Origin of the sequence: Virgibacillus oceani, from assembly GCF_014638995.1 — a bacterium.
Taxonomy (GTDB): Bacteria; Bacillota; Bacilli; order Bacillales; family Amphibacillaceae; genus Virgibacillus_E; species Virgibacillus_E oceani.
This window is the reverse complement of the sequence record NZ_BMFR01000011.1, coordinates 37,285-64,183: the sequence shown is the minus strand read 5'-3', so window position 1 is coordinate 64,183 and position 26,899 is coordinate 37,285. Positions and strand designations below refer to the sequence as shown.

The 26,899-nt window shown below is 39.9% G+C and carries 22 protein-coding genes; 14 read left to right on the top strand and 8 right to left on the bottom strand.

Going from position 1 to position 26,899, the window contains the following annotated elements:
- Nucleotides 1-457: 457 nt before the first annotated feature.
- Nucleotides 458-1,399, top strand: a complete 942-nt coding sequence (locus tag IEV74_RS13200; RefSeq protein WP_188455841.1) for an ArsR/SmtB family transcription factor — start codon at nucleotides 458-460, stop codon at nucleotides 1,397-1,399.
- On the opposite strand, the gene IEV74_RS19875 is transcribed toward IEV74_RS13200, so the two are convergent.
- Nucleotides 1,389-1,511, bottom strand: coding sequence for a hypothetical protein (locus IEV74_RS19875; RefSeq protein WP_268233839.1), 123 nt, complete (start codon nucleotides 1,509-1,511; stop codon nucleotides 1,389-1,391). The genes IEV74_RS13200 and IEV74_RS19875 overlap by 11 nt on opposite strands.
- 162 nt (nucleotides 1,512-1,673) lie before the next feature.
- Between IEV74_RS19875 and IEV74_RS13195 the strand changes: the two genes are divergently transcribed.
- The 6 genes from IEV74_RS13195 (at nucleotide 1,674) to IEV74_RS13170 (ending at nucleotide 11,197) form a co-directional block, all read left to right on the top strand.
- Nucleotides 1,674-2,966 (top strand): extracellular solute-binding protein, encoded by a 1,293-nt coding sequence (locus IEV74_RS13195; RefSeq protein ID WP_188455840.1) that lies wholly within the window; start codon nucleotides 1,674-1,676, stop codon nucleotides 2,964-2,966.
- Between the two features lie 268 nt (nucleotides 2,967-3,234).
- Nucleotides 3,235-4,110, top strand: coding sequence for a carbohydrate ABC transporter permease (locus IEV74_RS13190; protein WP_188455839.1), 876 nt, complete (start codon nucleotides 3,235-3,237; stop codon nucleotides 4,108-4,110).
- Entirely contained in the window at nucleotides 4,111-4,977 is an 867-nt protein-coding gene (locus IEV74_RS13185; RefSeq protein ID WP_188455838.1) for a carbohydrate ABC transporter permease, read from the top strand.
- A 16-nt stretch (nucleotides 4,978-4,993) separates the two neighbouring features.
- Nucleotides 4,994-6,769, top strand: a complete 1,776-nt coding sequence (locus tag IEV74_RS13180; RefSeq protein ID WP_229683183.1) for a glycoside hydrolase family 2 protein — start codon at nucleotides 4,994-4,996, stop codon at nucleotides 6,767-6,769.
- An 80-nt stretch (nucleotides 6,770-6,849) separates the two neighbouring features.
- Entirely contained in the window at nucleotides 6,850-9,348 is a 2,499-nt protein-coding gene (locus IEV74_RS13175; RefSeq protein ID WP_188455837.1) for a family 43 glycosylhydrolase, read from the top strand.
- 265 nt (nucleotides 9,349-9,613) lie between these two features.
- Nucleotides 9,614-11,197: an arylsulfatase gene (locus IEV74_RS13170; protein WP_188455836.1), complete on the top strand. Its 1,584-nt coding sequence runs from the start codon at nucleotides 9,614-9,616 to the stop codon at nucleotides 11,195-11,197.
- A 110-nt stretch (nucleotides 11,198-11,307) separates the two neighbouring features.
- Here IEV74_RS13170 and IEV74_RS13165 read toward each other — a convergent pair whose 3' ends face one another.
- From IEV74_RS13165 to IEV74_RS13135, 7 genes are all read right to left on the bottom strand, one after another.
- Nucleotides 11,308-12,222, bottom strand: a complete 915-nt coding sequence (locus IEV74_RS13165) for an aminopeptidase (RefSeq protein WP_188455835.1) — start codon at nucleotides 12,220-12,222, stop codon at nucleotides 11,308-11,310.
- A gap of 153 nt (nucleotides 12,223-12,375) precedes the next feature.
- Nucleotides 12,376-13,041, bottom strand: a complete 666-nt coding sequence (locus IEV74_RS13160; protein WP_188455834.1) for an AroM family protein — start codon at nucleotides 13,039-13,041, stop codon at nucleotides 12,376-12,378.
- 2 nt (nucleotides 13,042-13,043) lie between these two features.
- Nucleotides 13,044-13,979 carry a DUF1177 domain-containing protein gene (locus tag IEV74_RS13155; protein WP_188455833.1) on the bottom strand — a complete coding sequence of 312 codons (936 nt, stop codon included), beginning with the start codon at nucleotides 13,977-13,979 and terminating at the stop codon, nucleotides 13,044-13,046.
- A 13-nt stretch (nucleotides 13,980-13,992) separates the two neighbouring features.
- Nucleotides 13,993-15,042: an S-methyl thiohydantoin desulfurase domain-containing protein gene (locus tag IEV74_RS13150; RefSeq protein ID WP_188455832.1), complete on the bottom strand. Its 1,050-nt coding sequence runs from the start codon at nucleotides 15,040-15,042 to the stop codon at nucleotides 13,993-13,995.
- Nucleotides 15,043-15,057: 15 nt separating this feature from the next.
- The gene (locus IEV74_RS13145) at nucleotides 15,058-16,623 is read right to left on the bottom strand and encodes an OPT/YSL family transporter (protein ID WP_188455831.1); all 1,566 of its coding nucleotides are present in this window, start codon (nucleotides 16,621-16,623) and stop codon (nucleotides 15,058-15,060) included.
- Nucleotides 16,613-17,266, bottom strand: a complete 654-nt coding sequence (locus IEV74_RS13140) for an aspartate/glutamate racemase family protein (RefSeq protein WP_188455830.1) — start codon at nucleotides 17,264-17,266, stop codon at nucleotides 16,613-16,615. The genes IEV74_RS13145 and IEV74_RS13140 overlap by 11 nt, the downstream gene beginning before the upstream one ends.
- Before the next feature lie 129 nt (nucleotides 17,267-17,395).
- A complete protein-coding gene (locus IEV74_RS13135; protein ID WP_188455829.1) occupies nucleotides 17,396-18,988 on the bottom strand; it encodes a PucR family transcriptional regulator in 1,593 nt (530 codons plus the stop codon).
- 533 nt (nucleotides 18,989-19,521) lie between these two features.
- On the opposite strand from IEV74_RS13135, the gene IEV74_RS13130 reads away from it, so the two are divergent.
- From IEV74_RS13130 to IEV74_RS13100, 7 genes are all read left to right on the top strand, one after another.
- The gene (locus tag IEV74_RS13130) at nucleotides 19,522-20,007 is read left to right on the top strand and encodes a PTS sugar transporter subunit IIA (RefSeq protein ID WP_188455828.1); all 486 of its coding nucleotides are present in this window, start codon (nucleotides 19,522-19,524) and stop codon (nucleotides 20,005-20,007) included.
- A 69-nt stretch (nucleotides 20,008-20,076) separates the two neighbouring features.
- A complete protein-coding gene (locus IEV74_RS13125) occupies nucleotides 20,077-20,898 on the top strand; it encodes a PRD domain-containing protein (RefSeq protein ID WP_188455827.1) in 822 nt (273 codons plus the stop codon).
- A gap of 141 nt (nucleotides 20,899-21,039) precedes the next feature.
- Nucleotides 21,040-22,485 carry an N-acetylglucosamine-specific PTS transporter subunit IIBC gene (gene nagE, locus IEV74_RS13120; protein WP_188455826.1) on the top strand — a complete coding sequence of 482 codons (1,446 nt, stop codon included), beginning with the start codon at nucleotides 21,040-21,042 and terminating at the stop codon, nucleotides 22,483-22,485.
- Nucleotides 22,486-22,779: 294 nt separating this feature from the next.
- On the top strand, nucleotides 22,780-24,390 hold the full coding sequence (locus tag IEV74_RS13115) for an ATP-binding protein (RefSeq protein ID WP_308418997.1): 1,611 nt from the start codon (nucleotides 22,780-22,782) through the stop codon (nucleotides 24,388-24,390).
- A gap of 20 nt (nucleotides 24,391-24,410) precedes the next feature.
- Nucleotides 24,411-25,097: a response regulator gene (locus IEV74_RS13110; RefSeq protein WP_188455824.1), complete on the top strand. Its 687-nt coding sequence runs from the start codon at nucleotides 24,411-24,413 to the stop codon at nucleotides 25,095-25,097.
- Between the two features lie 269 nt (nucleotides 25,098-25,366).
- Complete coding sequence (locus IEV74_RS13105; RefSeq protein ID WP_188455823.1) at nucleotides 25,367-26,386, top strand: tripartite tricarboxylate transporter substrate binding protein; 1,020 nt, start codon at nucleotides 25,367-25,369, stop codon at nucleotides 26,384-26,386.
- Nucleotides 26,387-26,443: 57 nt separating this feature from the next.
- Nucleotides 26,444-26,896, top strand: a complete 453-nt coding sequence (locus IEV74_RS13100; protein WP_188455822.1) for a tripartite tricarboxylate transporter TctB family protein — start codon at nucleotides 26,444-26,446, stop codon at nucleotides 26,894-26,896.
- Nucleotides 26,897-26,899: the final 3 nt, after the last annotated feature.

Here is a 26,899-nt window from a genome sequence, read left to right as displayed (position 1 = left end):
TAGATCGTACTGCTGTAAGTAACAGGGCATTTTTCCAATTTTTGTAAAGGTATCAGTTGGCAAATGCCCGTCAACTGCAAGGGACACCCTGGTAGTTTGCTGTGGAGAAATCATGCTGGTATCAGCCAGAAGGTAAGGTAATCAGCATTAGGGATCTGTCATTCACGTATCATGGGAGAAGTTCCAATATGATGGATAGTTCAACAGGTAATTTGGGTTTTCCGTGTGTACGTGATACGTAAAAAATGTGACGAAATGACGAAACATTACTGGAAGGTTGATCAGCCTTCCAGTTTTTTGTTCCTAGCTGTCGGAAATTTGGAAAGAAGTTAGCTTATTATAACAGAAAACCAGAAGGTATTTATACAATATAATTAAAAAAGATGGATATTTACCATTTTTTTGTTTATATTAGATTCATGAGTAAAAAGAAGGATGTAGGGAGGAATGAATAACTATGCTGGAGTTATCAATAAATAAAATAAATGATTTGCAGAAGGTTGCCCATGCATTGTCATCCGATGTACGGCTGAATATTATTAATCTCTTAAATAAAGAAAACATGAACATTCACCAATTAGCCACTACGTTGGAGATTCCTATTTCAACTGCTGCATCCCATGTGAAAGTTTTGGAGGAGTCGGGTCTTATTCTAACGGAACTAAGGCCAGCAAGCAGAGGTGCAATGAAGGTTTGCACGCGGAACTTCGATGATATTCACATACAGTTAAAAGGAGATCAAGGTCATACAAGTGATCATAAAGTCTTTCATTTGGAGATGCCGATTGGCCAATATGTTGACTTTGATGTTGCTCCAACCTGTGGAATGGCAGATGAGAATGACCATCTGATTCCAGAGGATGAACCGGTGCACTTTTTTAATCCAGTGCGTTCCAGTGCCCAGATTATCTGGACGAGAAAAGGGTATTTTGAATATAAATTTCCGCTTGTTATACCGCCATCAACAAATATAAACAAGGTGGAGTTTTCGGCAGAGATCTGTTCGGAAGCGCCGAATCATGATCCAAATTGGCCGTCTGATATTACCGTTTGGGTTAATGAAGTTGATATAGGCACATGGACGAGCCCGGGTGATTTTGGAGATCGCCCCGGAAAGTTAAACCCGCCATATTGGGCAGATCAGACCAGTACACAATACGGGAAATTGAAAACGTGGAAAGTAACAAACAAAGAGGCAACTATCGATGATGTCCATTTATCTGAAGTCACTGTAAATGACTTAAATATTTTAGATAGAAATTACTTATCATTAAGGATTGGAATTAAGGAAGATGCTATTCATAAAGGCGGAATTAATCTGTTTGGTAAAAAGTTTGGTGATTACGAACAGGATATTAAACTTACAGTAGAGTTTTCCGAAAAGAACATTACAGTATAACAAAGCTATCCAGATGGATAGCTTTTTTTATTGCTTGATTAAAATTTAATTCCAGGTTGATAAACATAATGACCGTATCAGCCATGTCCAGAAATCCAGGAACTACAAACATTGCATACCTTCATACCTTCATAACTACAAAAAAATTAAAACAAATCATAATTTTTAAAAATAATATTGACATTTTAAAAATGTAAGCGTATTCTTTAGTGAAAGGAACAAAAAAACAAGTTTAATACAGTAATTATGTATTAATTAAAAGGAGGAATCAATCGTGAAGAAGTGGGTAAGTGTATTGTTTGGACTAGTTTTAGCTTCATTTGTCCTTGCCGCATGCTCAGATGACAAAGCGGGAGGAGAAGGCAGTGATGTTGAAATACCAGAAGGAGCTACAGAGGTTGTCATGTGGAACCTTTTTGGTGGCGGTGACGCAGAGTATATGCAGGAAATAGTGGATAAATTCAACGAAAGCCAATCGGATATTTTTATTAATAATATCCAGCAGGAATACGATGAGTATTACACAAAATTGCTTACCAGCATCGCATCAGGCAAAGGCCCCGATTTAGCAATTTCTCATATACATGTATTGCCTGAGCTTGTCAATCAAGGTCTATTGCAGGACCTCGATTCTGTAGATGTAGATGTAAGCTGGGATGAATTTACGCCAAATATTTTGGATGCAACGGTTTATGACGATAAACATTACGCTGTTCCAATCGACACACACGCACAAATTTTTTATTACAATAATAAGCTTGTCAAGGATGCTGGGCTAATGAATGATGATGGCACGCTGAAAATGGAGGAAACACCTGAGGGATTCCGAAACTTCCTGACAACCCTGAAGGATAAATTGCCAGGTGATAAATATCCTATGGCGTTCTCTACTGCCGGTTTAGATAGCTATCGTTTATGGTGGACCTTCTATACGCAATTAGGCGGGGAACATATCCTTACCGATGATTTGGAGAATCCGGAATATGCACTTGATTTGGACAAGGCGATTAAGGCAGCAGAATATCTAAAAAGTTTCTATTACGAGGATGAAGTGATTCCATTGAATTTACAAGATTTCTATTCTGAATTCCAGTCTAAAAATGCTGCTACCATTTCAACTGGTGTTTGGGCAACTGGTATTTGGGAAACAACCGAGGATTTGGAATTTACGGCGATGCCGGTTCCAAATGTTTTCGATCAAAAAGGTGCATGGGGTAATTCGCATACATTTGTCATCCCTTTCTATAATGATGCCGATCCGGAAATACAGCAGGCTGCACTTGAATTTATGGAATTTGCTACAGATGAAGGGGCGATTTGGGCCGAGGCTGGGCATGTTCCTGCTAAAGAAACAGTTGTTAACTCTGAGGAATTCAAAGCGCTGCCATATCGAAGTGATTATGCACAGGTTGCGGAATATGTGAATTTTGAAGATCGAAACATCTATTCCAGAGGCTTGCGGGATATCGTGATGCGTAATCTTGACATGATTTGGACAGATGAGGTTTCACCGGAGGAAGCTTTTAAGGCAATTGAAAAAGAAGTGAAGGATCTTATAGGAGGATAATAGTATAAACGAAAAAGGTGCTGGGATATACAGAATCTTCTAGTAATAAAAAGATGCTGTTTTAACGGATGAAATATATGTGGACTTTCGCGGGATGGAAAGGCACAGGTGAGACTATGAAGTGCGCTGGCACAAAGGGACTCAACAGCCACTGAAGTGTATTTCCGGAGTGAATTATAGCGCTAACCGTTCCGTCATTCGGATTTTACTTTGATTAAAATTTTTGTCCCAGTCCCTTTTCGTTTTACTTAGAGAAAGGGGCTTATGTATGAACAAAAAGTCATGGATAAGAGATATGAAGGCAATTCCGTTTCTGCTGCCCTTTTTTATCGCATACTTAATCTTTACCATTTTTCCCATATTCAAAGGGTTAGAGATGAGTTTGTACGATTGGTCACTGGTTCGTAAACTGGACTTCGTTGGTTTGGAAAACTATAAAGAAATGTTTACCGATCCACACTTTTGGCGCACATTATGGAATACAACATTATTTGTTATTTTGACGACACCAACCATGGTAATTCTTGCATTGGGTCTTGCCTTATTTGCAAATATGCGGACAAGATTGCAAACATTCCTGAGAAGTGCCTATTTCCTGCCGAGTATTCTGTCCGTTGCGGTTATATCTTTTATCATTATCTTTATGCTTCAGCCATACAGCGGATTTGTTAATACGATCCTCCATACAATTGGGATTGAAACGGAACTGTTTTGGCTGACAGATAAAGTATTGGCATGGATAACCATTGTCGTTGTTACGTTATGGTGGACAGTTGGCTTTAATATGGTACTATTCCTGGCCGGGCTGCAGGATATACCAGAATCATTATATGAAGCTAGTGAAATCGATGGTGCTTCTCGCTGGGAGCAGTTTCGCCATATTACATTGCCGCAGCTTATGCCGATCGGAAGGGTAATTTTGCTATTGCAAATTCTAGCATCCTACAAAGTATTTGCCCAAATTCTTCTCATAACTGGCGGTGGACCTGGGGGAGCAACAAGACCATTGATTCAGTACATTTATGAGGTCGGATTTAGACAAAATAACTTGGGTTATGCTGCAACCATGTCTTACGCGTTATTCTTTATTCTATTAATACTCTCTATCATTCAATTAAAAGCACAGAGAACGGAGGAGAGCTAGATGGGGAAAGCTAAATCAAGCAGCAGAAAATCAGCTTTATTGCAGCGGAATCGTGATCCGCAGCATGGCTTAAAAGTGACTGTTGGAATCATTATCGCCTTATTATTTTTGATTCCGATTATTTGGATGCTATTTGTCTCGTTAAAACCGGATGGATATTCTACAACCAACCCATTGGACTGGTTCATGCCACCGTATACGTTTGAAAATTATACGAACATCATTGAGGACACGCTGATTCTCAGGTGGGTATGGAACAGTCTGATTGTTGGGGTAATTACAACCATATTAACGTTAATCATAACGGCATTGGCAGCGTTTGCCATCTCACAGATGAAATTCCGCTTTAAAAAGATAATCTTTGTTTTTTTCTTATTAGGCTTAATGATACCTGGAGAAGCAACGATTATTCCATTATACGAAATAGTAAAGAACTTAGGGTTAATTGATAGCTATGCAGGTCTAATCCTGCCGATGATTGCTTCACCATTAGGCGTGATTATTTTGAAAAGTTTTTTTGACGGGGTGCCAAAAGAGATTATTGAAAGTGCAGTAATGGATGGCTGCTCCCATTTTAAATTGTTTTACAAAATTGTTTTGCCACTTGCGAAGCCCGCTTTGGCAGCAATCGCCATCTTTACATTTATCGGATCCTGGAATAATTTCCTATGGCCGTATTTATCTATTTTATCAGAAACCCTGTATACATTGCCGGTAGGACTTCCGGTATTTAATTCAGCTTATTCGCAAGCCTATGTATTGCCGATGACAGCCAATGCGGTTGCGTCTATACCTGTCATTATTGTCTTTTTGATTTTTGAAAAACAGATCGTTAAAGGAATTAGTTTTACTGGAATTAAAGGATAACAAAAGGAGAGAGAACATGGAGATGAAAACAACTGAGAAAGCTTACACATTGCATCAGCGTACAGAATACCCCCGCCCGCAATATCGGCGGGATTCGTGGGTGAATTTAAATGGTAAATGGAAATTTGCTTTTGATGATCAAAACACAGGGGAGAAAAATCAATGGTTCACTAACCCACGTTTTTCTGACAATATACAAGTACCGTTTACCTATGAATCGAAAGCCAGTGGAATTGGGGAAGAAAAGTTCCACCCATACGTCTGGTATCACCGTTCGTTTGAAATCCCCGAACACGAGATTGGGAAAAAGGTTATGCTTCGGTTTCAGGCATCTGACTATCAAACAAAGGTATGGGTTAATGGAACGTTTATAGGAGAGCACACAGGAGGGAATGCAGCCTTCTCCTTTGATATTACAGACGTAGTGGAATCGAAAATAGAAAACAAACTTGTTGTAAAGGTTGAGGACAGCCAAAGCTGTTATCAGCCGCGCGGAAAACAGCGTTGGCGGGATAACAATTTTGAATGCTGGTATGTGCAAAGCACCGGAATCTGGCAAACTGTTTGGCTTGAATTTCTCAATGAAACAAACATCGACCGGGTCAAAATCACCCCGAACATTGATACACATTCGGTTGTCTTTGATTATCGGCTATCCGGATCTAATTACGATGACTATAAACTGGAGACAGTTATTAGCTTTAATGGGGAAATGGTGAGGGAGTTTACGTTTCGGCCTGAACGATCTACCATGCGTTTTGAGATTGATCTTTTCTCCGATATACATCGCTGGAGGGTAATGCATTGGACTCCGGAAAATCCGAATTTATACGATGTAGCATTTCGCTTAATAAAAAATGGAGAAGCAGTTGATGAAGTAGAGTCATACTTCGGGATGCGCAAGATTTCGATTAAGGATGGGCAAGTACTGTTAAACAATCGCCCACTTTACCAGAAGCTGCTGCTGGATCAGGGATACTGGCCGGATACGCTGCTGACGCCACCATCTGATGCGGCGATCATAGAGGATATTGAGAAAGTATTTGCAATGGGCTTTAATGGCGTACGCAAACATCAAAAGATTGAGGATGAGCGTTTTCTCTATTGGGCTGACAAAAAAGGCTTGCTTGTCTGGTCGGAAATGGCGGCGACGTACGAATTCTCCGATGAAGCGGTGGACAATTTTACGAAAGAGTGGCTGGATATCGTTCAGCAGCATTATAATCATCCGTCGATAATTACGTGGGTGCCGTTTAACGAGTCGTGGGGAATTCCGAATATCGCCAAGGACCGGAAACAGCAAACGTTCACAGAATCGATTTATTATCTGACTAAATCGATTGATCCGGATCGGCCGGTTATCGTTAACGATGGCTGGGAGCACACGATCTCGGACATTATAGCGCTTCACGATTACGAGGAGTTTGGTGAGCTGTTTTACGAACGTTATAAGGAGAAGGATCTGATCGTTAATAATGAAATTCCGCATAATAAACATAAGTATGCTTTTGCTGATGGCTATTCGTATAAGGGCCAGCCGGTCATCATTACGGAGTACGGCGGCATTGCCTTTAAGGATGAAAGCGGATGGGGCTATGGCAATCAGGTAAATAAGGAAGAGGAGTTCTTGCATCGCTATCGCAGTATAACGGATGCAATCAAAGCAATACCGTATATTACTGGCTATGTCTATACACAAATTACCGATGTTCAGCAGGAAGTAAATGGCCTGCTTAAGGAAGATCGGACACCAAAAATTGCGCTGGAAAAGATTAAGGAAATTAACCGTTAGAATCGTTTCGTAGTAGAGGACTGCCAGTTTTCATTGTGCAATCCTCTATTATTATGATGCAGTTCATGGAGGGGAGATATATGCGTATATTAGTTGCATTTGTCACTGCTTTCATCGTGATATTTCTTTTAGGCTCGTGCAATAAAATGGATGAAACGGAAGCAAAGAAATCAGGTTATAAAAATCCGATGACACTACAAGATGAGTGGGGTGAGTATGGATTAGGCGACCCTTATGTATTTAAATTTAATGGAATGTATTATTTGTATGTTAGTACGAGGGACACAGATGCTGGCGTGAAGGTGTGGAGTTCTGCAAATTTAACAGATTGGAAATATGAAGGGCTTTGCACGGAGGATCCCGTGACAAAGGCAGCCTACGCACCAGAAGTAATTTACTGGAATGGTTATTTTTATATGTACACCTCACCAGCCGGCAATGGTCATTACGTTTTAAAAAGCGAAAGTCCAACCGGGCCATTCGAGGTGGTAACGGACAATTTCGGCAAATCCATTGATGGAAACGTGTTTATTGATGATGATGGTTCGATGTATTTCTCTCATGCAGGAGCATCCGGGATTGAGGTGGCACCAATGGATGATCCCGTAACAATTGGAGACAGTGTAAATACCGATGCCTATATGAAAGGCTGGACAGAGGGATCTACCATTTTTAAACGCAATGGGAAATATTATATGACCTATACGGGTAATCATGTATTTAGTACTGGTTATCGGATTAATTATGCTGTCAGCGATGATCCGATTAAGGGCTATGTTCCCTCGAAGCAAAATCCAGTTATCCTTAACACAGAAGGGCCGATTGTAGGCTTAGGACACAACAGTATTGTAAAAGGTCCCAATCTGGATACCGATTATATGTTTTATCATAATTTGGAAGGTCCTGGTGTAGTAGGCCCATTGCGTCATATGAACATGGACAGGATTGCTTGGAACGGTGAGGAAATGTCAGTATTGGGACCGACTTTTACAGAACAGCAAGCTCCTGAACCACCGGAATTTCAAGATTATTTTAATAGCAAAAAAAATATAAGAGCTGATTGGGATAAAAGCATGGGTGGAGAGTGGAACATTTCAAAAGGCTTTTTAAGGCAAGGTAAGGCAGAGTCAGCTGATTGGTATAAACAGCTTGCCAAGAAAGAAACAGCTGCTGATTATACAGCGGAATTTCATGCAAAAATGAAAGATGCGAATGCGGGAAGCGATGATGCCTTATTCGGGGCAGTTTTTTCCTATCAGGATGAGGAAAATTACGCTGTGGCATTTTTGAATCCAACTGAAAATGTGGTCATGACAAGGTTTATTGTCAATGGTACTGAATCGGAATGGAACAAATCGGATTTGCCGCCGGAATTTGACTATACGAAACTGCATCAAATCCGTGTGGAAAAATCAGCTGAACATTTTAAAGTCTATGTGGATGGAATGCATAAACAAACCATTCAATCCGAGCTGAATGGCGGGAAAATTGGTTATATAACGGCTGATGCGAAGGCTGATTTCGGCTATATTGCCTTTAGCAATCATGTTAATGGCAGTGCTATATGGGATATCGCAAAACCTGTGCCAGGCACCATTCAAGCGGTTCATTATCGGAGCGGTGGTGAAGGTGTTGGATATGGTGGCATAGCTGTTGGGAATGAAAATCAAGCATATCGGCCAGACACGGTGGATATAGGCGGAAATAGTAAATTCGGCTATCACGTCAACCTGAATCAATCAGGAGAATGGCTTTCGTATAAGGTGAATGTTGCAAAAGATGGAACGTATAATGTGGATTTACGAATTGCAACGGAGGATGACAGTGCAAAGTTAAAACTAAAGCAGGGAAACAAGGATGTCTCTGGAGAAATCAGTCTGCCAAATACAGAAGGAGCACAGAACTGGAGAACCGTAACGATTAAAGGACTTGACCTATCAAAAGGAAAAGGAGAATTGAAAGTAGAAGTAATACAGGGAGAGGCTAGCCTATCCAAGCTGACCTTATATAAGGATGAAGAGGTCAAAGAACATGTAGATACCTTCACTGATGGAACAGAATTGGAATGGACCATGTATGAGAGCTACTGGACTGTAAATGAAGGTGTATTTGCCCCAAGTGACAGTATTTTTTCGAAAGCAATGGTAGGAAAAGACGGGTGGACAAATTATACGGTCGAGGCAGATATTCAATTGAATAAGGCAGAAGGAGATGCCGGTATCTTGGTAAATGGCGTGAATCCAGCCAATGGAATGGAACGAAATCAAAATAACGGAGACTTCCTTCAGGGATATTATGCCTTTATCAAACCGGATGGCGTTTATTTAGGGAAACAGAATTACAACTGGGAACTGCTGACAAGTGAACCTATGGAGCTGTCTATGGATGATGTTCATCATATGAAGGTTGAGGTTAATGGGGCTAACGTGAAAGTTTTTGTTGGGAATATGGAAACGCCGATTATTGACTATAAGGACACATCACAGCAGCCATTTACACACGGAAAAGCTGGAGTGCGGGTTCACAATAATGCCGGCAGTTTTGATAATTTTGAGGTGAGTGGTATTAGTGTTAAATAGGGATTCGGTTGAAAGTATGTGGTATTCCAAAATACAGTGGAAGAAATACATGGAGACTCCTGCGGGAAACAGAAGACGATGAGACCCTGCAGGAAGTGGGTTTCTTCTGTGGAGGGATATCGCTGGCCCGCGGAAAGCAGAAATGTATTTCCGAAACGGTAGCCCAAGCCCAAATTAACATCGCATTTAATGTTTTTTGGTAAAAATTTAAAGCAATTTTTTCAAAAGATGTAAAGAAAAACGAATATATGCTGGAGGGATAGGAATGGATAAAAAGCCTAATATACTATTGATACTTGCCGATGATCTTGGGTTTTCTGATTTGGGCTGCTTTGGCAGTGAAATCAATACCCCAAACATAGATCAGCTTGCAAATGGGGGCTTGAGGTTTACACAATTTTATAACTCCGCCCGCTGCTGCCCAAGCAGAGCCTCGTTGCTCAGTGGATTATATCCGCATCAGGCTGGTGTAGGGGAAATGACAGAGGATCTGGAAACCCCGGGATATCGAGGATATTTAAAGGATCAATGTGTCACACTTGCAGAAGTTTTAAAAGGCGGCGGCTACCATACGTATTTATCCGGGAAATGGCATGTTGGGGAGATAGGACCGATCGAAAGAGGCTTTGATGACTTTTACGGAATGTTAGGAGGATTTACAAGTTTTTGGGATAAAAGTGAATATACCAGGCTGCCAAAGGGTCGGGCTGAACGCAGTTATCAAGACGGAGAATTTTATGCAACCGATGCTATTACGGATCATGCCTTGGATTTCATTAAAGATTCACGCGAAGATAGCAATCCTTATTTCCTATACCTTGCCTATAATGCACCGCACTTCCCGTTACAAGCACCTAAGGAAGAAATTGCAAAATATGAAAAGGTATATGAAAAAGGATGGGATAAGATTCGTGAAGAGCGCCTGGAAAGAATGAAAAAACTGCAAATTGTTGATGAGGACACCCAACTGACACCTCGTTCGGAATATTGGGATCGGGACAGGAACATTCAGGGAACCAATCCTGCATGGGACTCCATTGACCCAGATCGGCAAAAAGACCTGATAAAAAGAATGGCGATTTATGCTGCGATGGTAGATCGTATGGATCAAAATATTGGAAGAGTAATCGAAAATTTACGTGAAAATGGGGAATTGGAGAACACACTTGTTTTATTCTGCTCGGACAATGGTGCCTGCGCTGAATGGGATCCGTGGGGATTTGATGACTGGATTACAACCTCAAATTTTCTGCATCGAAAAGGTGATCTGGAAAAGATGGGAGGTCCAGAATCCTACCATAGCTATGGCTCAGGCTGGGCAAATGCATGCAGTACACCACTTCGGCTATACAAGCACTATGGCCATGAGGGAGGGATTAGTACACCGTTAATAGCTCATTGGCCTGAAAGTATTGAGCGTGAGGGAGAAATCGATCATCGTCCTGGCCATTTCATCGACTTTATGGCTACGTTTGTAGATATTACAGGGGCGCCATATCCCGAAAATTACCGGGGCAGCAAAATCCTCCCAATGGAAGGTGAGAGTCTTATGCCAGCTTTTACAGGGGAAGAATCCGAGCCGCGAACCATTTGTTATGAACATGAACAGCATTGCGGGATCCGTCAAGGGAAATGGAAATTATCAAAGGTTAGAGAAATGGATTGGGAGCTTTACAATATCGATAATGATCGGACAGAATTGCATAACTTAAAGGATGACTATCCGGAACTTATTGAAAAAATGAAGAAAGACTGGGAGGAATGGGCTTGGCGGACGGATGTGTATCCGCGCAAGGTCAAAAGTAAAGTGGAAAAGAGCGCTTCTATTATTTTCACTATCAGTTACTGAAATTATCCATTTGACAAAATTACTAGTCTTATAAGAAAAATAGCGTAAAGTAGACACATCCGATGCTAGGTGTGGTCTATTTTACGCTTAACAAGTAATGTTAATAATTCTTAAAACTCCCATTCCATTTCAGGCTCTTTTGTCACACAGTCAATATGTACATTGGTTTTAATTGTACCTCCGAATGTATGATTAGAGCCAAATGCTACATGAATGGTATTATAAGCCTTTTCATCTTCTAAAATGTTTCCAGTTAATCTTGCTGCATGGTTCGTTCCAATGCCTAATTCACAAAGCATTCTTCCATCGTCCATTCCAAGCAATGATAAAAGCTGGTCACCTGATTCTCCGGATGCGCTGACTAACCTTCCTTTTTCAATTGATAAAACTACAGGAGAATCTAGTAAACCAATTCCAGCAATAGAACCATTAATTTCAATTTTTCCTTCAGCAATGCCTTCTATGGGTGCAATATATGCTTCTCCAGAGGGTAGGTTTCCAGAAGCAGCTTTTTCTTTAAAAACACCTGTACTTGGAACCCCCTTTCTTCCTTCAACAGGAATGGTTAATTTTAGTTCGTTTCCCGTAGAAATAATTACCTTCTTTGCATTAGTCAATTTAGTTGTCATTTCAAGTGTTTCTTTTTTAACCAGTGAATAGTCTGCACTCATCGCCCCTTCTAAAAACATGTCTTCTGTAATCCCTGGCATTGTAATTACACCTATCCCATTAGAATTTGCATTTTTTCTTGCCACGGTATGTGTTAATGAATGTTTTGTAAGGCAGAATACGAGCCCATAATTAAGCATTTTTTCGGCTGCTTCTTTCGGTGGTTCTTCACCTGATTTCGTTCGATCTTCCATTATAACTATATCTGCAAGGTATTCTTCTTTTACTAAGGCAGCTCTAAATTTTTGTCCCAATTTTACTGTACTTTTATCAGTGAGGACAAGAATTGCAGTAGATTTATCTAGGGAAAAATTATTGATCATTATCTTTGCGATAGTTTCCTGGAATTTATTCATTTTATGTTCACCCTTTCGTTGTGTTTTTGTTAAAACAAATAATCGTTCCTGCACTGTGAAATAGAAGGCAGTCCTCAAGGTGAGTCAAAACCAAGCAAGAACAGGCACGCTACTTCCCTTTCGTTCAAAACAGACGCGGAATCACCGAATCCATTATGATACATACTCTGCAGCAATACGGGCTACTAATGTTCTCGGAAGGATAACTGGTAATCCGCTTCCTTCTGCTGCATCCTGTTTATGAAGCATATTGTATCCCATGCAGTCCAATACAATTATTTCTGCACCTCTCATTTTTAATGCTTTTGCTGCTCCCTTTACGTCACTTTCTTCATAGGGCGATGCTACCTCAGTAATAATATGCAGATTATGCTGATTCCACTTCTTAACGAGAGAATTTCGCTGTTCCTCCAGTGGAATAATCAACCCTAAGGAACCAGAAGAAATTGCTTTAATGGTATGATTTAACACTTTATCGGGAAAGATTATTGGTTTACTGGTTTCCAGTGCAGGAAAATCTCCTGTGCATAGCATAATGATAATATCCGTCTTCTCTTCCAGCCGCCAAAGTTCTTTTTGCAGTAAAGGAAGCAATTTGTCTTTTCCGATTTTCACGGAACTCCCATTCCTGAGTCTTGATATATACGTAATTTCCGTCTCTCTGGGCGCAATTGAATGAATCGTTTCATCAGTAAGGCTATTTAACCCGCCACTCTCGGTAATTTGTATTTCTGATCCTAAAATGGACTGAATGGCGGGGGTTACATCCATTCGCGGAGATTGCCCAATTGTCAATACGCCTACGTGACCTTTTGGCATTGTTATACACTCCCTAATGTTTGCAGGTGTTTCATAGATCCATATAGTTTCTCAAGTCTATTAAATTCATCCGTATCATAGAATTCAAACTTACTTTGTGTATATTCCTTAGCGACCTCTATTGAAAATCGAACTGCTTGAGCTACATCAACCTCATGACTGGCTCCTGTACCACTGCCAGGAACCGCCGTTTTAGAAGTGATTGCTATGCCTATAACAGGTGCATCTGTTGCTACCGCTGGCTGAAGGATGCTATTAATGTGGTATACATCATTCCCATATGGTGTAATATCCTGCGTAGTTACCGAAAATGTGACAGGTAATTCTCCAGTTGTTGTTTCCATAATTCGAATTAAATCGGAATTAAATTTTAATATATAGCCGGATTTTACTGTCGGGGAGATGGCAATTCCACGATGATTAAATACTTTATTCCCCTTTGTTGTATCAATAGATAAAACTGCGTCCATTTGAGGGAATACTTCATATTTGTTCATTGTTAAAATATCAACGGGTGACCCCATGAAATCAACAGGTTCATGTGGCTGGGTTGGAGCTGTTGGACAAACATGTGTTGTCACATAAATATCACCTGGAAGCCTATCTCCCTTCTGAGACATTCGTGCTAATTTAAGTGCAATTGTTATTGCTGCCGCTGCACCATCACCATCGGAAACAAACCCAATACGATTTGGCCGCGCTCCTAATCCGCCAAGTCTGCCAACTATTCCAAGGGAGGGTGCCTGTCCACCACTAAGCTTACCATTTGTACCTTTAATGACAATCTGTACAAAATCAGTGGATCCCTGCTCACCTTTAACAGATTCATAGGATGCTTCACAATTTTCATTCCCTTTAAATAGGTCTGTGATACGTTTGCCATTTACATTTGCATCATCAAGCAGTTCCATAACTTCCATTGTATATTTTAAAGACATTTGTATTCATCTCCTATATTATTTTTTTCTGTATAATAGGTTCAATCGTTTTTAATAGTTTTTCATTGAACATCGTACTGCTTAACCTTAAATTTTCCTTGGGTACAGATATAACTGCTACCTTTAGACCTTTCCTGATTTCTGCACTAACAAGAGGCATTCCTGTTTCGGCATTAAATGTCATAATTAGATCAGGGAACGTTCCCTTTCTCTGCCCATACATTTCAACTGTCATATATTCATTCCAAAATGTTAATTCTAAGTCATCAATCTGTACGAAACCAACGTCAAATCCCCCTGTTTCATTTAATTCAAAATGACTAACTGCTCCGGAATGTATAACGCGGCCCTTTAAATAAGAGGCTACAGCTTCAATTCGTTCTGGACCTTTAGGAACAGAAAGGAATAATTCTCCCAATTCGATTGCCTGGGTGATTCCGCCAACCGCAGCATTTTCTTTAATATAGTTTACATTAACAGGATTTCTGCAGGCTCCAACCATTCCCCCAGCCTGAACGGATACAGATCTGACCGTGCTGGATGAAAGATCAAGTGAAGCAGATACAAAACCCTCAACCTTTCTATGGGCTTTTCCGCCAGCAAAGGTTTGAATAGATATATAATCATCGATTTCAGATAAATTCATTGATCCCATCGATCCTGTTGGATGTGCCCTTCCATTAGAAGGAGCATCCAGAACAGGTAAACCAGTTGCAGCGGATTGCAGCCACCCGTTTATTGTTGTAGAAGCACCATTTTCATTTGTCATTAATGCCTTAATCGGTTTATCGAATTCTTTGTGCATTCGTTTAACGGTATTAATTAATTGCTGTGAATCTACATGCGTTTCCTTAGATGACGGTGCCCCGACTAATGACACGCACGTTACATAGTCCTCTGCATATAGTTCATCAATAGAAATTAGTTCAGGTTTGCCAGATGAAAAGGCTAGTTTAGATTTTTCAAGACCATCTTCAATCCAGCCGCCACCGCCACCTCCTAATATGCATCCACCATATACTGCTTTTTTTGCATCATCTAAAGATAAGATTTTTCTTGTCATATAAATAACCCTCCGTTATTTAATTTTCCAAATGGATGAAAAGAAACTATATATTGCATCCCCTGCAATGAACCCTGCAGCTGTTGTATACATTGTATTTTCCGCATCCGGACCTTTAATTTTCAGAACGATTAACCGGATTAAAATACCAGTTAGAACAGCCCAACCGGCAATCGGATTGACAATCAATAGCCCGGTTGCAAAAAGGATACCCATTTGTCTTTTAGGTCCGCTAATTAACTGGATTAAAGCTCCGGGGATAGCCCACAACAGTATTAATAACCCAACATTTCCTGTTAGTCCCGATGCAATGGTAGTAGCGTAAACTTTATCAACTGGAGGTACTAAGTCTTGTTCGAAAAAGTTATTCGCGAATAGGAAGACCATAACAACCGCAACACTAAATCCAATCAATGCACTTTTTAATTGCTGCCTGCGCCCATATAATTCCTGTGCAACAGATGAGCCATTTCGCAGAATGACACCGGATTTAAAATCGTATCCTAAATCTGCAAAAGCTGGACCTGTTGCTGCTGTATAACCTGTCAATAGAGCAAGTGCAACTGGAGGAAAGCCAAGAATCATTCCAATTAATAGGGAAATCAGTGTTACCGCAAATGCCGGAAACCACCCTGAATGCATTGCTGCAATACCGACAATAATTTCACTTACCAGGGCAGCAAAGGCAGCAAACAGTACAAATACAGCTAATTGCCATATTGGCATGTCTCCCGTAATGCCTCCTAATACCGCCACAATTACCGCACCAATTACATAAAGAATAAATCCAAGGCCAAAGCCTTTAGAAATATCACTTTCGTTTCGAGTATATTCCCGTTCGGTAGATTCTGCCTTTTTTGCAGTCTCTTTTTTCTTCTTAGCGAGCGTTACTACAAACTGTAATAAAGCAACTGCTCCCGCTCCAATCATCATGCCATGCGGGACATAGTACTCATTTAAATCTACTCCAAATAATGGAACAGAATATCCTCTTAATAGCAAACCTGCTCCGAACATAGACAGAGCCCATATATTACCAATAAATGCTACTCCGAATGCTGACATGGAAACACCAAAGTGAGAACCGATCATTCCACCGAAAATTCCCAATCCCAAAAATTTAGCTTTAGAACCACCTTCGTCACCTGCTTTTAATGCCTCTGCAGTTGCTACACCGGGTGGCCATGTTTCGTCAGCACCAAAAAGCTTCGTATCAAATACTTTATATAGAATAAATACATCTATTATTAATGCTATACCGGCTCCAATTAACATTGGTACAATTAGTTCAGGCATTCCCATTACATAAGGTATCCCCACAGGAATCAGCAGGCTGTTTGCTGCCCCAAAGGTAGCGGCTGATATAGTTGTCTGTACTAAATTCTGATTTTCCAATGAACGGTATTTATAAAACATTTGCATTGGAATTCTGGCAATTAGAATTGCTATCAATGCACCAATAATTGATGTATTAGGTGTAATACCTAAAGTTGTAATAAGCTGCATTCCAATAATTGCACCAAATATAGCTATAAAAACGGAAAATAATATGAATGCTGGATCAAACGTTTTATTTTGCATCTTTTTTTCTCCTTTCAATCAGCTGGTATGCAATTGCCTGTGCTTCTACTAAGTCAATAATGGGAATATTTATTTTTTCTATTAAATAATTCTTAAGACCGATTGTTGAAAAACCAGTACATGCAAATAAAATTACATCAGACCCTGATTGAATTGCATGTTGAGCTAATTGAAGCAGCTCTTCCATTGCTCCTTTAGAAAATAAATCTGTCGTTTTCCTTAAGTTGGGAGAAAAAGTATAGGAATGAAATCGTTTGCCTAATTCGTTACGCAACCTGATAGGTGGTTGTTCGGTAATCCCAATAACTCCAACGTTGTTACCTGCCATACTCGCCGCATGTGCTCCTGAAACTCCCGCACCCAAAACCGGAACTTTAACGACTGAACGTGTTTCAATTAAGGCGGGATCAGCTGCGCAGCTAATTGAAATTGCATCGATGAATTCCTCTTTCTCCAATTCTTGTGCCAGCGATACAATTTTAGGGACCGCCAGTGCTTCAGAAGCGGCATCGTATATTCCGTTTGGCTGTGAAGGTATACATCTTGTTATAGAATCAACATGATAATATGATTTCATTTTCTTGCCATGTTCACCCAGAACTTCCTCATTGGCTGTAGTTAAGACACGAATAATTCCTATCATGGGGGTTTCACTCCTTTTATATGATTATAAATATTTACACAATTCTAGGAAATGTAAAAAGTGTGAAAGGATCAGCTTCTGAAATTTCCCACTTTATTATTCCGCAAAAAAAAAGACGGAATTCCGTCTTTAGGATAACTCTTTAAATTTCAAACAAAACCTTAAGATAAAACGATTATTCGGATCGTTTATATCCATGTTTAAGAGTTCTTGAATTTTTTGCAATCTATAGGTTAAGGTTCGCCTGTGAATAAATAATATCTCTGAGGCCTTGGTAATATTGCCATTTTCATCTAAATAGACCTGAAGTGTTTCCAGTAGATCATTGTTCTCATATTGCAACAACGAATTCAAAATACTATCGGTATATCTTTTGGCATATTCATCGGATGTTAAATTAATAAGGATTTCATAAATTCCTAACTGATCATAGGTATAGAAATTCTCACTTGGTTTGACCTTATTTCCTATTTCCATTGTTTTGGTGACAGATTGAACCCGTTCCTCAAAAAAGGTGCTGTCATTCATAATGGAGCTTATTGACAGTTTGAGAGGGTCCAAGTCATTACGTTGATTATAATTACTTAGCAGCTCTTTCCATTTATGTACCATAGTTGGATAGTTCTGTTTTTCACATGTAATTAGAGCATAGAACTTGTGATATCTTTCGAATATAAATAAATCATTCTCACGGAAGTGTTCAGCTAATTGAAGCAATTCCTTTCGAATTAAACACGAATGGTCAATTAAAAATTGGGATGGATAATGTGAATTCTTTAGCCAATCTGCATGAAAATGGATAATTGCCATCACTTCTGAAGTTTCGTTTGCTTTCATGTCGGCTAAATAGTGTTCTATTAATTCCATATCATTTAAACGCTTTTTTTGCAGATATAATTGATCACTCATGAATAGCTCACTTAACTTATTTCCTAATTTTTTTGCGTGTACGAAAGGGACTTCATCATATTTTGGATTCATATATTGAATATGGATAATTGCAAATACCTTATCGCTAGAAATAAGCGGGAGAACCAGGCGATTGCGGAATCCGGGTATTTTGAATAGGGTATAGGTTTGATTAAGAAATTCGACCCGCCAAATTTCCAGCATCTTTAAATAGGATTGGTAATCAGGTTTTGAGAATAGCGTTTTAGATTTCCGCCACCCGTCCGGACGGAAATTGTTTGAGATATATAACAGTCTTCCTTCTGTATCCTCAATGTAAATGGAAGAATTTACAATTTCACTAATTTTTTCAATTGCATCAGATAAAAACTTAGTATTAGCATGTTCCATTTCATGAAAGGGATTGTGTGACTTTTCTTGTTCCTGCTGTTTTTCTTCATATAGTTTTTCATATAAGGGGGTTAATATATTAATGTAAGAAACCTCTTTTGGTATAGAAATGATCGGAAATGCATTTTTATTTGCGAGCTCAATCATACTGTCAGGTAAGGAATTTATAAATCGTCCAAGCTTAATTACAATTCCAGCAGCACCTTTATTTATTAATGTCTGAAGAATTTCAATCTGCTTATCCGAATCATCTTTGATGGAATAAAATGCAGTCATGACTAAGATACCTGGTGTAACCCAACTTATTACTTCTGGCACCTCCATAACTTCAATTGATGCTATTTCCCGAGACAATCCCTTGTCCCCGGCTATAACAGTGCCTTCGGTTAAGTCGCCAATTAATAATGCATCCTCTATGTTCATGTGTATTTCTCCTTCCTGCCTAATTGCTTTTATTAAAGGTCCTTTCTATTATATTTATAATTTACTAAATTGCGGTGTTTAACAATGTGCAGATAATGTTATTTCATTGCAGTATACCATTTTTTTGTGTGAATATTCAGTTGTGTACTATATAGAAAAGGACTGCTAATGTTCCCTCGTTTCCGACGTAAAATTATAGCGTGCCATACACTGGTGTTATAAGGTACCGAAATTAGCTTGACACAAACTTTTAGTACATCCAAGTTGACTCCTATAATAGGATAATGTTACTATATGGTTACAATTAAAAATTGATCACATGTTACTGATTCGATTAGGCATGGTGGTACAGTGTAGAGGGGATCTTTCCCTCTTGGTACCCCATGCTTTTTTAATTGTTCAAAGTAATTTTTAAGGGGAAGTTCATAATAAAGTCTGTTTTGTTAAAAATAAGCATTAATGGCAACGTTTGTTTGACGATACTACCTTAAATCCAGTTTATTTCATCTTAGAATCAAAAAGGAGCTGCTAGAATGTTTAAAAATTTATTTAAAAAATCAAGTAATCATAAAATTTATTCACCAATAAACGGGAAGATTGTTCCGCTTGAAGAGGTTCCTGATCCGGTTTTTAGTCAAAAGATGATGGGGGAAGGGGTTGCTATCATTCCAAGCACAGGAAAAGTTGTGTCTCCAGCAGATGGAAAAATTGTACAGGTTCCTGAATCGAAGCATGCTGTTGGGATTCAAACCGATGATGGTTTGGAGCTATTAATTCATATTGGGTTGGAAACGGTTGCACTAAAAGGGGAAGGATTTACACCAAAAGTAACTGTGGGTGATCAGGTTTCTGTTGGGGATTCTCTGATGGAATTTGATTTGGCCTATATTGGTGAACATGCCAAAGATGTGATTACTCCAATTGTTATCACAAACAGTCAAACGAGTGGCAAGACATTTGAAATTACGGAACAGAAAGATGGGAAAGCAGGAGAAACGGAAATTATTACCGTTTATTAATTCTCCGCTTCCATTATTGATGACGTATGCCAAGTCATTAATAATGCCGGCTGAATGGGGGTGTGTACGGTGAAAATAACGAAAGTCTTAAATAATAATGCTGTCATTGTACTAGATAAGGAACAGCAGGAGCAAATCGCGATTGGCCCTGGTGTCGGTTTTGAAAAGGGGAAAAACGACATTGTCAATAGCAATAAAATTGAAAAGCTGTTTGTTTTAAAAGAAAATGAAAAACTCCAGCAGTTATTATTACAAATACCGGAAGAACATTTTACCCTTTCAAAGGAAATTATTATGTACGCAGAAAAACGGTTAGACACGAAGCTGAACGATCATTTACTCTTGGCGCTTACAGACCACATATCTTTTGCTATTGAACGTGAGAAGCAGGGTATTCATGTTAAAAATAAGTTGCTGCAGGAAATAAAAATCCTGTATAGTGCGGAATTTGATATCGGACTGTGGGCAATTCAGCACATAAAGGATCAAATTCATACGGAAATGCCAATTGATGAAGCTGCCTTTATTGCCCTGCATATTCACACAATGAAAATTAAGGGAGGTGATTTGCACGAAACCGTCAGGCAAACTGCAATTGTCAGGGACATGGTGGAAACAATCAAGGATCATTTGCAAATTAATCTTGAGGAAGACGACATATCCTATGAACGTCTGATTACCCATCTTCGTTTTGCTTTAACAAGGGTGAATCATTATGAGGTACATTCCATGGACGGCGAAATGCTTGAAATGATAAAACGCAAATTTAAGGTATCCTTTCAATGTGCCCTAGAGGTTTCAAAAAAATTGTCCCGGACTCATGGCGTCGAATTGCCAGAGGAAGAATTGGGTTATATAACACTTCACATTGAAAGGTTAAGACAACATTAGCTATCATAGTTTACTCTGAGATTTTGGCAGCGGATACAATTATTCGAAAGATTTGGAGTGTGAAGTAATCTTCCATGGGATTAAGGTGAATGAATTTAAGTTTTTAAAAAGGTTTAGTTAAACAAAAAGGGGGAAATTCAAATGATGAAAAAATTGCAAAACCTTGGCCGCGCTTTGATGCTGCCGGTCGCAGTCCTTCCTGCAGCAGCAATTTTAGCTGGTATTGGAAACTGGATTCTAGGTTTGACAGATGGGAATGTGGTCGGTACTTTTTTTCTGACCGCTGGAACATCAATCCTAAATAATTTAGGTATACTGTTCGCGGTCGGTATTGCCATTGGATTATCTAAGGATAAACATGGCGCCGCCGGACTGAGCGGGCTTGTTGGATTTTTAGTTGTAAGTACATTAATATCTACAGATTCAGTCGCTGGCTTGCAGGGGATCGATCCCGAAAGTGTCAACCCGGCCTTTGCACAAAATGAAAACGTATTTATCGGGATTATCTCGGGGATTATTTCCGCTATGATGTACAATCGTTTTAGTGGCGTAAAATTACCTGATGCACTTGCATTTTTTAGTGGTAAACGTCTTGCGCCGATTATGTCTGCAGCGGCAATGGTCGTTATGGCAGGTGTTCTGTATTTGGTATGGCCGATTGTATATTCATGGCTTGTATCGTTTGGTACAGCGATAAGTAACCTGGAAGCCTTTGGTGCGGGATTGTATGGTTTCTTTAACCGGCTCCTAATTCCAACAGGATTGCACCATGCACTAAACTCAGTATTCTGGTTTGATGTAGCAGGAATTAATGATATTGGTAAATTCTTAGCTGGTGAGGGAACAAAAGGGATTACCGGTATGTATCAGGCAGGATTTTTCCCAATTATGATGTTTGGCTTGCCTGCAGCTGCTTTAGCTATGTACCATACGGCAAAAACAAAGCGTAAAAAACAAGCTGCATCCTTGATGTTGGCGGCTGCATTTGCTGCTTTCTTTACTGGTGTAACAGAACCACTTGAATTCTCATTCATGTTCTTGGCACCAGCATTGTATGTGGTACATGCCCTGCTAACAGGTTTGTCCTTGTTCATAGCTGCTTTATTTCACTGGACGTCTGGTTTCGGGTTCAGTGCAGGATTTGTTGATTATACATTGAGCTTTACAAATCCAATCGCTAACCAGCCATACATGCTCATTGTTCAGGGACTTGTATTTGCGGTTATTTATTACTTCTTGTTCCGATTCCTTATCGTTAAATTTAATTTGAAAACACCAGGACGTGAGGATGAAACAGAAGAAGAAGCTTCAGATAATGACCAAGCTAGCGGTGATGATAAATTCACTGTCATGGCAGCTAAAATTTATGAAGGACTCGGAGGCGATGAAAATGTCGACTCTGTTGATTATTGTACGACCCGGTTAAGAGTGGAAGTAAATGATATGGACAAAGTAGACCAAGATAAAATCAAATCTACAGGTGTCCCGGGGATTAATATTGTAGGAAAACAAAGCATTCAAGTTATCGTCGGAACAAGCGTACAGTTCGTTGCAGACGAAGTCAATAAAATTCGCGGAAAAAAATAAGCATAGCGCAGGGAAGCAAAGGGAAGCAAAGGGACGGTCCTTTTGCTTCCTTTTTTCATGTTCTGAGTGGGACGAGGGGTCAGACCCCTCGTCCCGGCCCGCATCCTGGTCACACAGCCCCCTTTGTACCGGGACAGTGGACCTGACCCCCTGTCCCAAACCTGACCCCCTGTCCCACCACCACCCCCCCGTCCCAGACCTGATTCCTTGCCCTATTGCTGTAAAACTTTAAATATACTAAATATTATGCTAGATTTATAGGGGAAGCGGTGTCAATTGTGTGAAGAAGGGGTTATGACAGCCATGAAAAACATCTCATTGCAGACGAAGATTTTAACGTTAATTATATCCTTAATCCTTTTTGTGACGATTTCATTTACATGTATTATTGCGTTTATGGAAACAAAACAAACGGAAGAGAATATGGGGCAGCGGGCACTTCAAGCGGCAGCGACAATCTCATTTATGCCGACAATTATTGATGCTTTTAAATTAGATAATCCTTCAAAGGTCATCCAGCCGATTGTACAAAGAATCAAAAAGCGGGTTGGGGCGGAATTTATTGTGATCGGGAATGCGGACAGTATTCGGTATGCCCATCCGGACGAGGAAAAACTAGGAAAACATATGGTTGGCGGTGATAATGGAAAGGCGCTAATTCACGGTGAGTATTATACATCGAAGGCAGTTGGCAGCCTTGGTCCATCGTTGCGAGGGAAGGCACCGATTTTTAATGAAGCAGGTGATATAATCGGAATCGTGTCGGTTGGCTTTATGATTGAGGATATTAAGACGGTAATTTTTAATAAATTAATTAAGGTTAGTGGTTTTGCATTTATTGTCATATTGATGGGGGTAGCCGGCGGTGTTATGCTATCGAGAAACATCCGCAAAGACATCCTTGGACTGGAGCCGCATCAAATCGCCTCCCTGTATCGAGAACGTCAGGCTATTTTGTTTTCCATTACAGAGGGAATTATTGCAATCGATCAAGATGGGAAAATTACGATGATGAATTATTCTGCGCAGCGAATTCTTGGACTTGCAGAAGACTGCACGAATAGAAAAGTTGAGGATGTTTTACCAAATACAAGGATGTATCATGTATTACAATCTGGTAAGAAAGAGAAAAACAAAGAGATGATCTTGCAGGATAAGCATATCATTGTTAACCGTACGCCAATTGTAGAAAATGGCCGTGTTGCAGGTGTTGTTGCCAGTTTTAGGGACAAAACCGAACTAAATGAAATGCTGGATACTTTATCAGAGGTGAAACGGTATTCTGAGGACTTGCGGGCACAGACACATGAGTTCACGAACAAATTGTATGTATTGTCTGGTTTGCTTCAGCTTGGACATTATAACGAAGCGATTCAGCTGATCCAGACGGAATCAGATATACATAACCATCAAAATAAGGTGTTGCTTGGACAAATAACAGACAGAACGGTACAAGCTATTTTGCTTGGTAAAATTGGAAAGGCATCGGAGAAAAAGGTGGAATTTTCGATTGATCCGAATAGTGCACTGCAGGGTGTGCCGAAGCATATCGATATGTCGAAGCTAATCATGATCCTGGGAAATCTGATCGATAATGCGATTGAAGCGGTCGAGGGTCAGGCATCTAAACGTGTCGTGTTTTTCGTGACGGATGTTGGTGAAGATATTGTATTCGATATTTCCGACAATGGAAACGGGATTAAGGATGATACGATTCATCAGATATTTAATAGAGGATTTTCCACAAAAGAACAGGCGGATCGGGGCTATGGATTGTCTACGGTTAAAGAAATTGTGGATGAGCTCCATGGAAGTATTGAGGTGCATAATCAAAAAAATGGCGGGGCGGTATTTTCTGTATTTTTACCAAAACAGCTTTTGAAAAATAAAAGTAAGCACGCGTGAAATAGCTGGGGGGATGGACGATGATTCATGTTGTTATTGCTGAGGATGATTTTCGAGTGGCCGGCATTCATGAAAAGTTTCTAACCGATATTTCTGAAATTAATATCGTTGGCAAAGCACTGAATGGAAAGGATACATTAAAGCTTATTCAGGAGGAACCTGTGGACTTGGTCCTGCTGGATATCTACATGCCTGATGTACTTGGAACGGAACTCATTTCGGATATTCGGAAAGTAAATGCGCGTACAGACATAATTATGATTTCAGCTGCCACCGAAAAAGAAATGATTGAGCAATCTATTCGAAACGGCATTTTTGATTATATTATTAAGCCTGTGGAAATGAAGCGATTCATTGCAACGATTGAAAAATATAAACAAACGAAGAGGTCATTTGATGGAAAGCAAGAGATTGACCAGTCATTTCTGGATGCATATTTTGGCTATTCCAATGCAGGCATGGCTAGTGTGAAGCAGACTCCAAAGGGAATTGACCCATTAACACTGGAAAAAGTGAGGGGATACCTTGCTTCAGGGGAAGGCGGCATTACAGCAGAAGAAATGGGAACAAGAATCGGCGCTTCCAGAACAACCGCGAGAAGGTATTTAGAATATTTGATTTCTGTTGGAGAAGGAACTGCAGAGCTCGAATACGGGATAGTCGGAAGACCCGAACGACGCTATCGAATACGTGTGAAAACATCCTAACGTTATGTTGGGGTGTTTTTTTGGAGAGAGCTTGACTGCGAGAACATTGGCAGGAGAGCAGGAACATCGGCAGGAGAGCAGAAGCCTAACCAAAAGCACACCATTAACAGTCAAAATCATTGCATCCATGAACAAAATGAACAAAATACACAGAATAAACTTTTTGCTCATTATTTTGAAAACGGTTACAAAACTGGGTATATACTTTAAAGTCTTACCAAGGGATGGATTTGTCCCACATTAATAAAGGTGAAGGGGGAATTTTTTTCATGAAGAAATTATTATCAGTTTCTGTACTAATCTTTCTTATGGTGTTTGCTGCTGCATGTTCATCGGGCGGCGATAAGGAAGCGAGTGGATCAGGTGACGAGGGAGAGGGCAGTTCTTGGACACCGGAAAATTCAATTGAAATTGTCGCGCCATCGGGAGCTGGCGGCGGCTGGGATACGACAGCTCGCATGGCTGCCAAAATGTTCGGGGAAACAGGAATCATTGAACAGGACATTGGGGTAGTGAACAAGCCTGGCGGTGGTGGAGCAGTTGGCTGGGCTTATATTAAAGAACGAAATAGTCCATACAATTTGTTCGTATCTTCTCCACCAATTTTGTTAGTGCCATTGAACGGACAATCCCAATATGGGCATGAAGATTTTACACCGATCTCTAATTTGATTGCAGATTATGGTGCATTTGCTGTAAAGGCAGATGCTAAATGGGACAATTTGAATGAATTATTCGAGGACATGAAAAAGGATCCATCCAGCATTACGGTAGTAGGCGCATCTTCTCCAGGCAGCATGGATCATATTCAATTTGTCAAAATCGCTAAGGCTGCAGGTGTGGATATTACAAAAATAAAATATGTTTCTGACCAGGATGGCGGGGCATTGACATCGTTGCTGAACGGAAGTGTTGATGTATATTCTACAGGCATTGCCGAGACGGTCGAACAGGTTAAAGCGGGAAAAATTAAAGTGTTAGGGATTACTGCGGAAGAACGGTTAGAGGGTGATGTTATTTCTGACTTCCAAACAGCTAAAGAACAAGGAATTGATGCATCATTTGTTAACTGGCGTGGATTCTTTGGGCCACCGGACATGGATGAAGCCGCATTGAAATTTTATGAGGAAAAGTTTAAAGCGTTAAGTGAATCGTCGGAGTTTGCTGAGATCAGAAATAAGTACGGATGGAACGAGATGTATATGAACAGCCAGGAATATAAGGAATTTCTGGACAAGGAAAAAGCAGATATAAAGGGACTTTTAGAAGAATTAGGACTTGCAAAATAAAGGAATTCAGCGGAGCCAGTGCATCCCATTGGCTCCTTTCTACAAGGTGGTGTATTCATGTTTGGTACGACGAATAGAAAGATTTCCATTTGTTTAATAGCAGTTGGTATCTTTTATTTAATTCTAAGTTTCCGGCTTCCAGCGTATGCTTATGTTCCAATTGATTCAGATATGATACCAATCGGCTTGGGATTCTTATTACTGATCTTAGCAGTGTTTCTCTTTTTTACAAACGATCAGAAAACGAACGATAATGATGAGCGTATTCCGAAAAAAGAATTGCCAATTGTATTGGGTGTTGTTGGCTTTATTGTTTGCTATATCTTCTTTTTGGAAATCCTCGGTTTTATTTTAGTGACGGTCTTATTTCTGTTCTTTTGTTCCATGTTTCTTGGGTACAAAAAGCATGTGGTCAATGGAATCGTTTCGCTTGCTGTACCTATATTAATTTATTTGCTTTTTGATTCATTTCTGCAAGTACAACTACCAACGGGAATATTGCCGTTTTAAGAA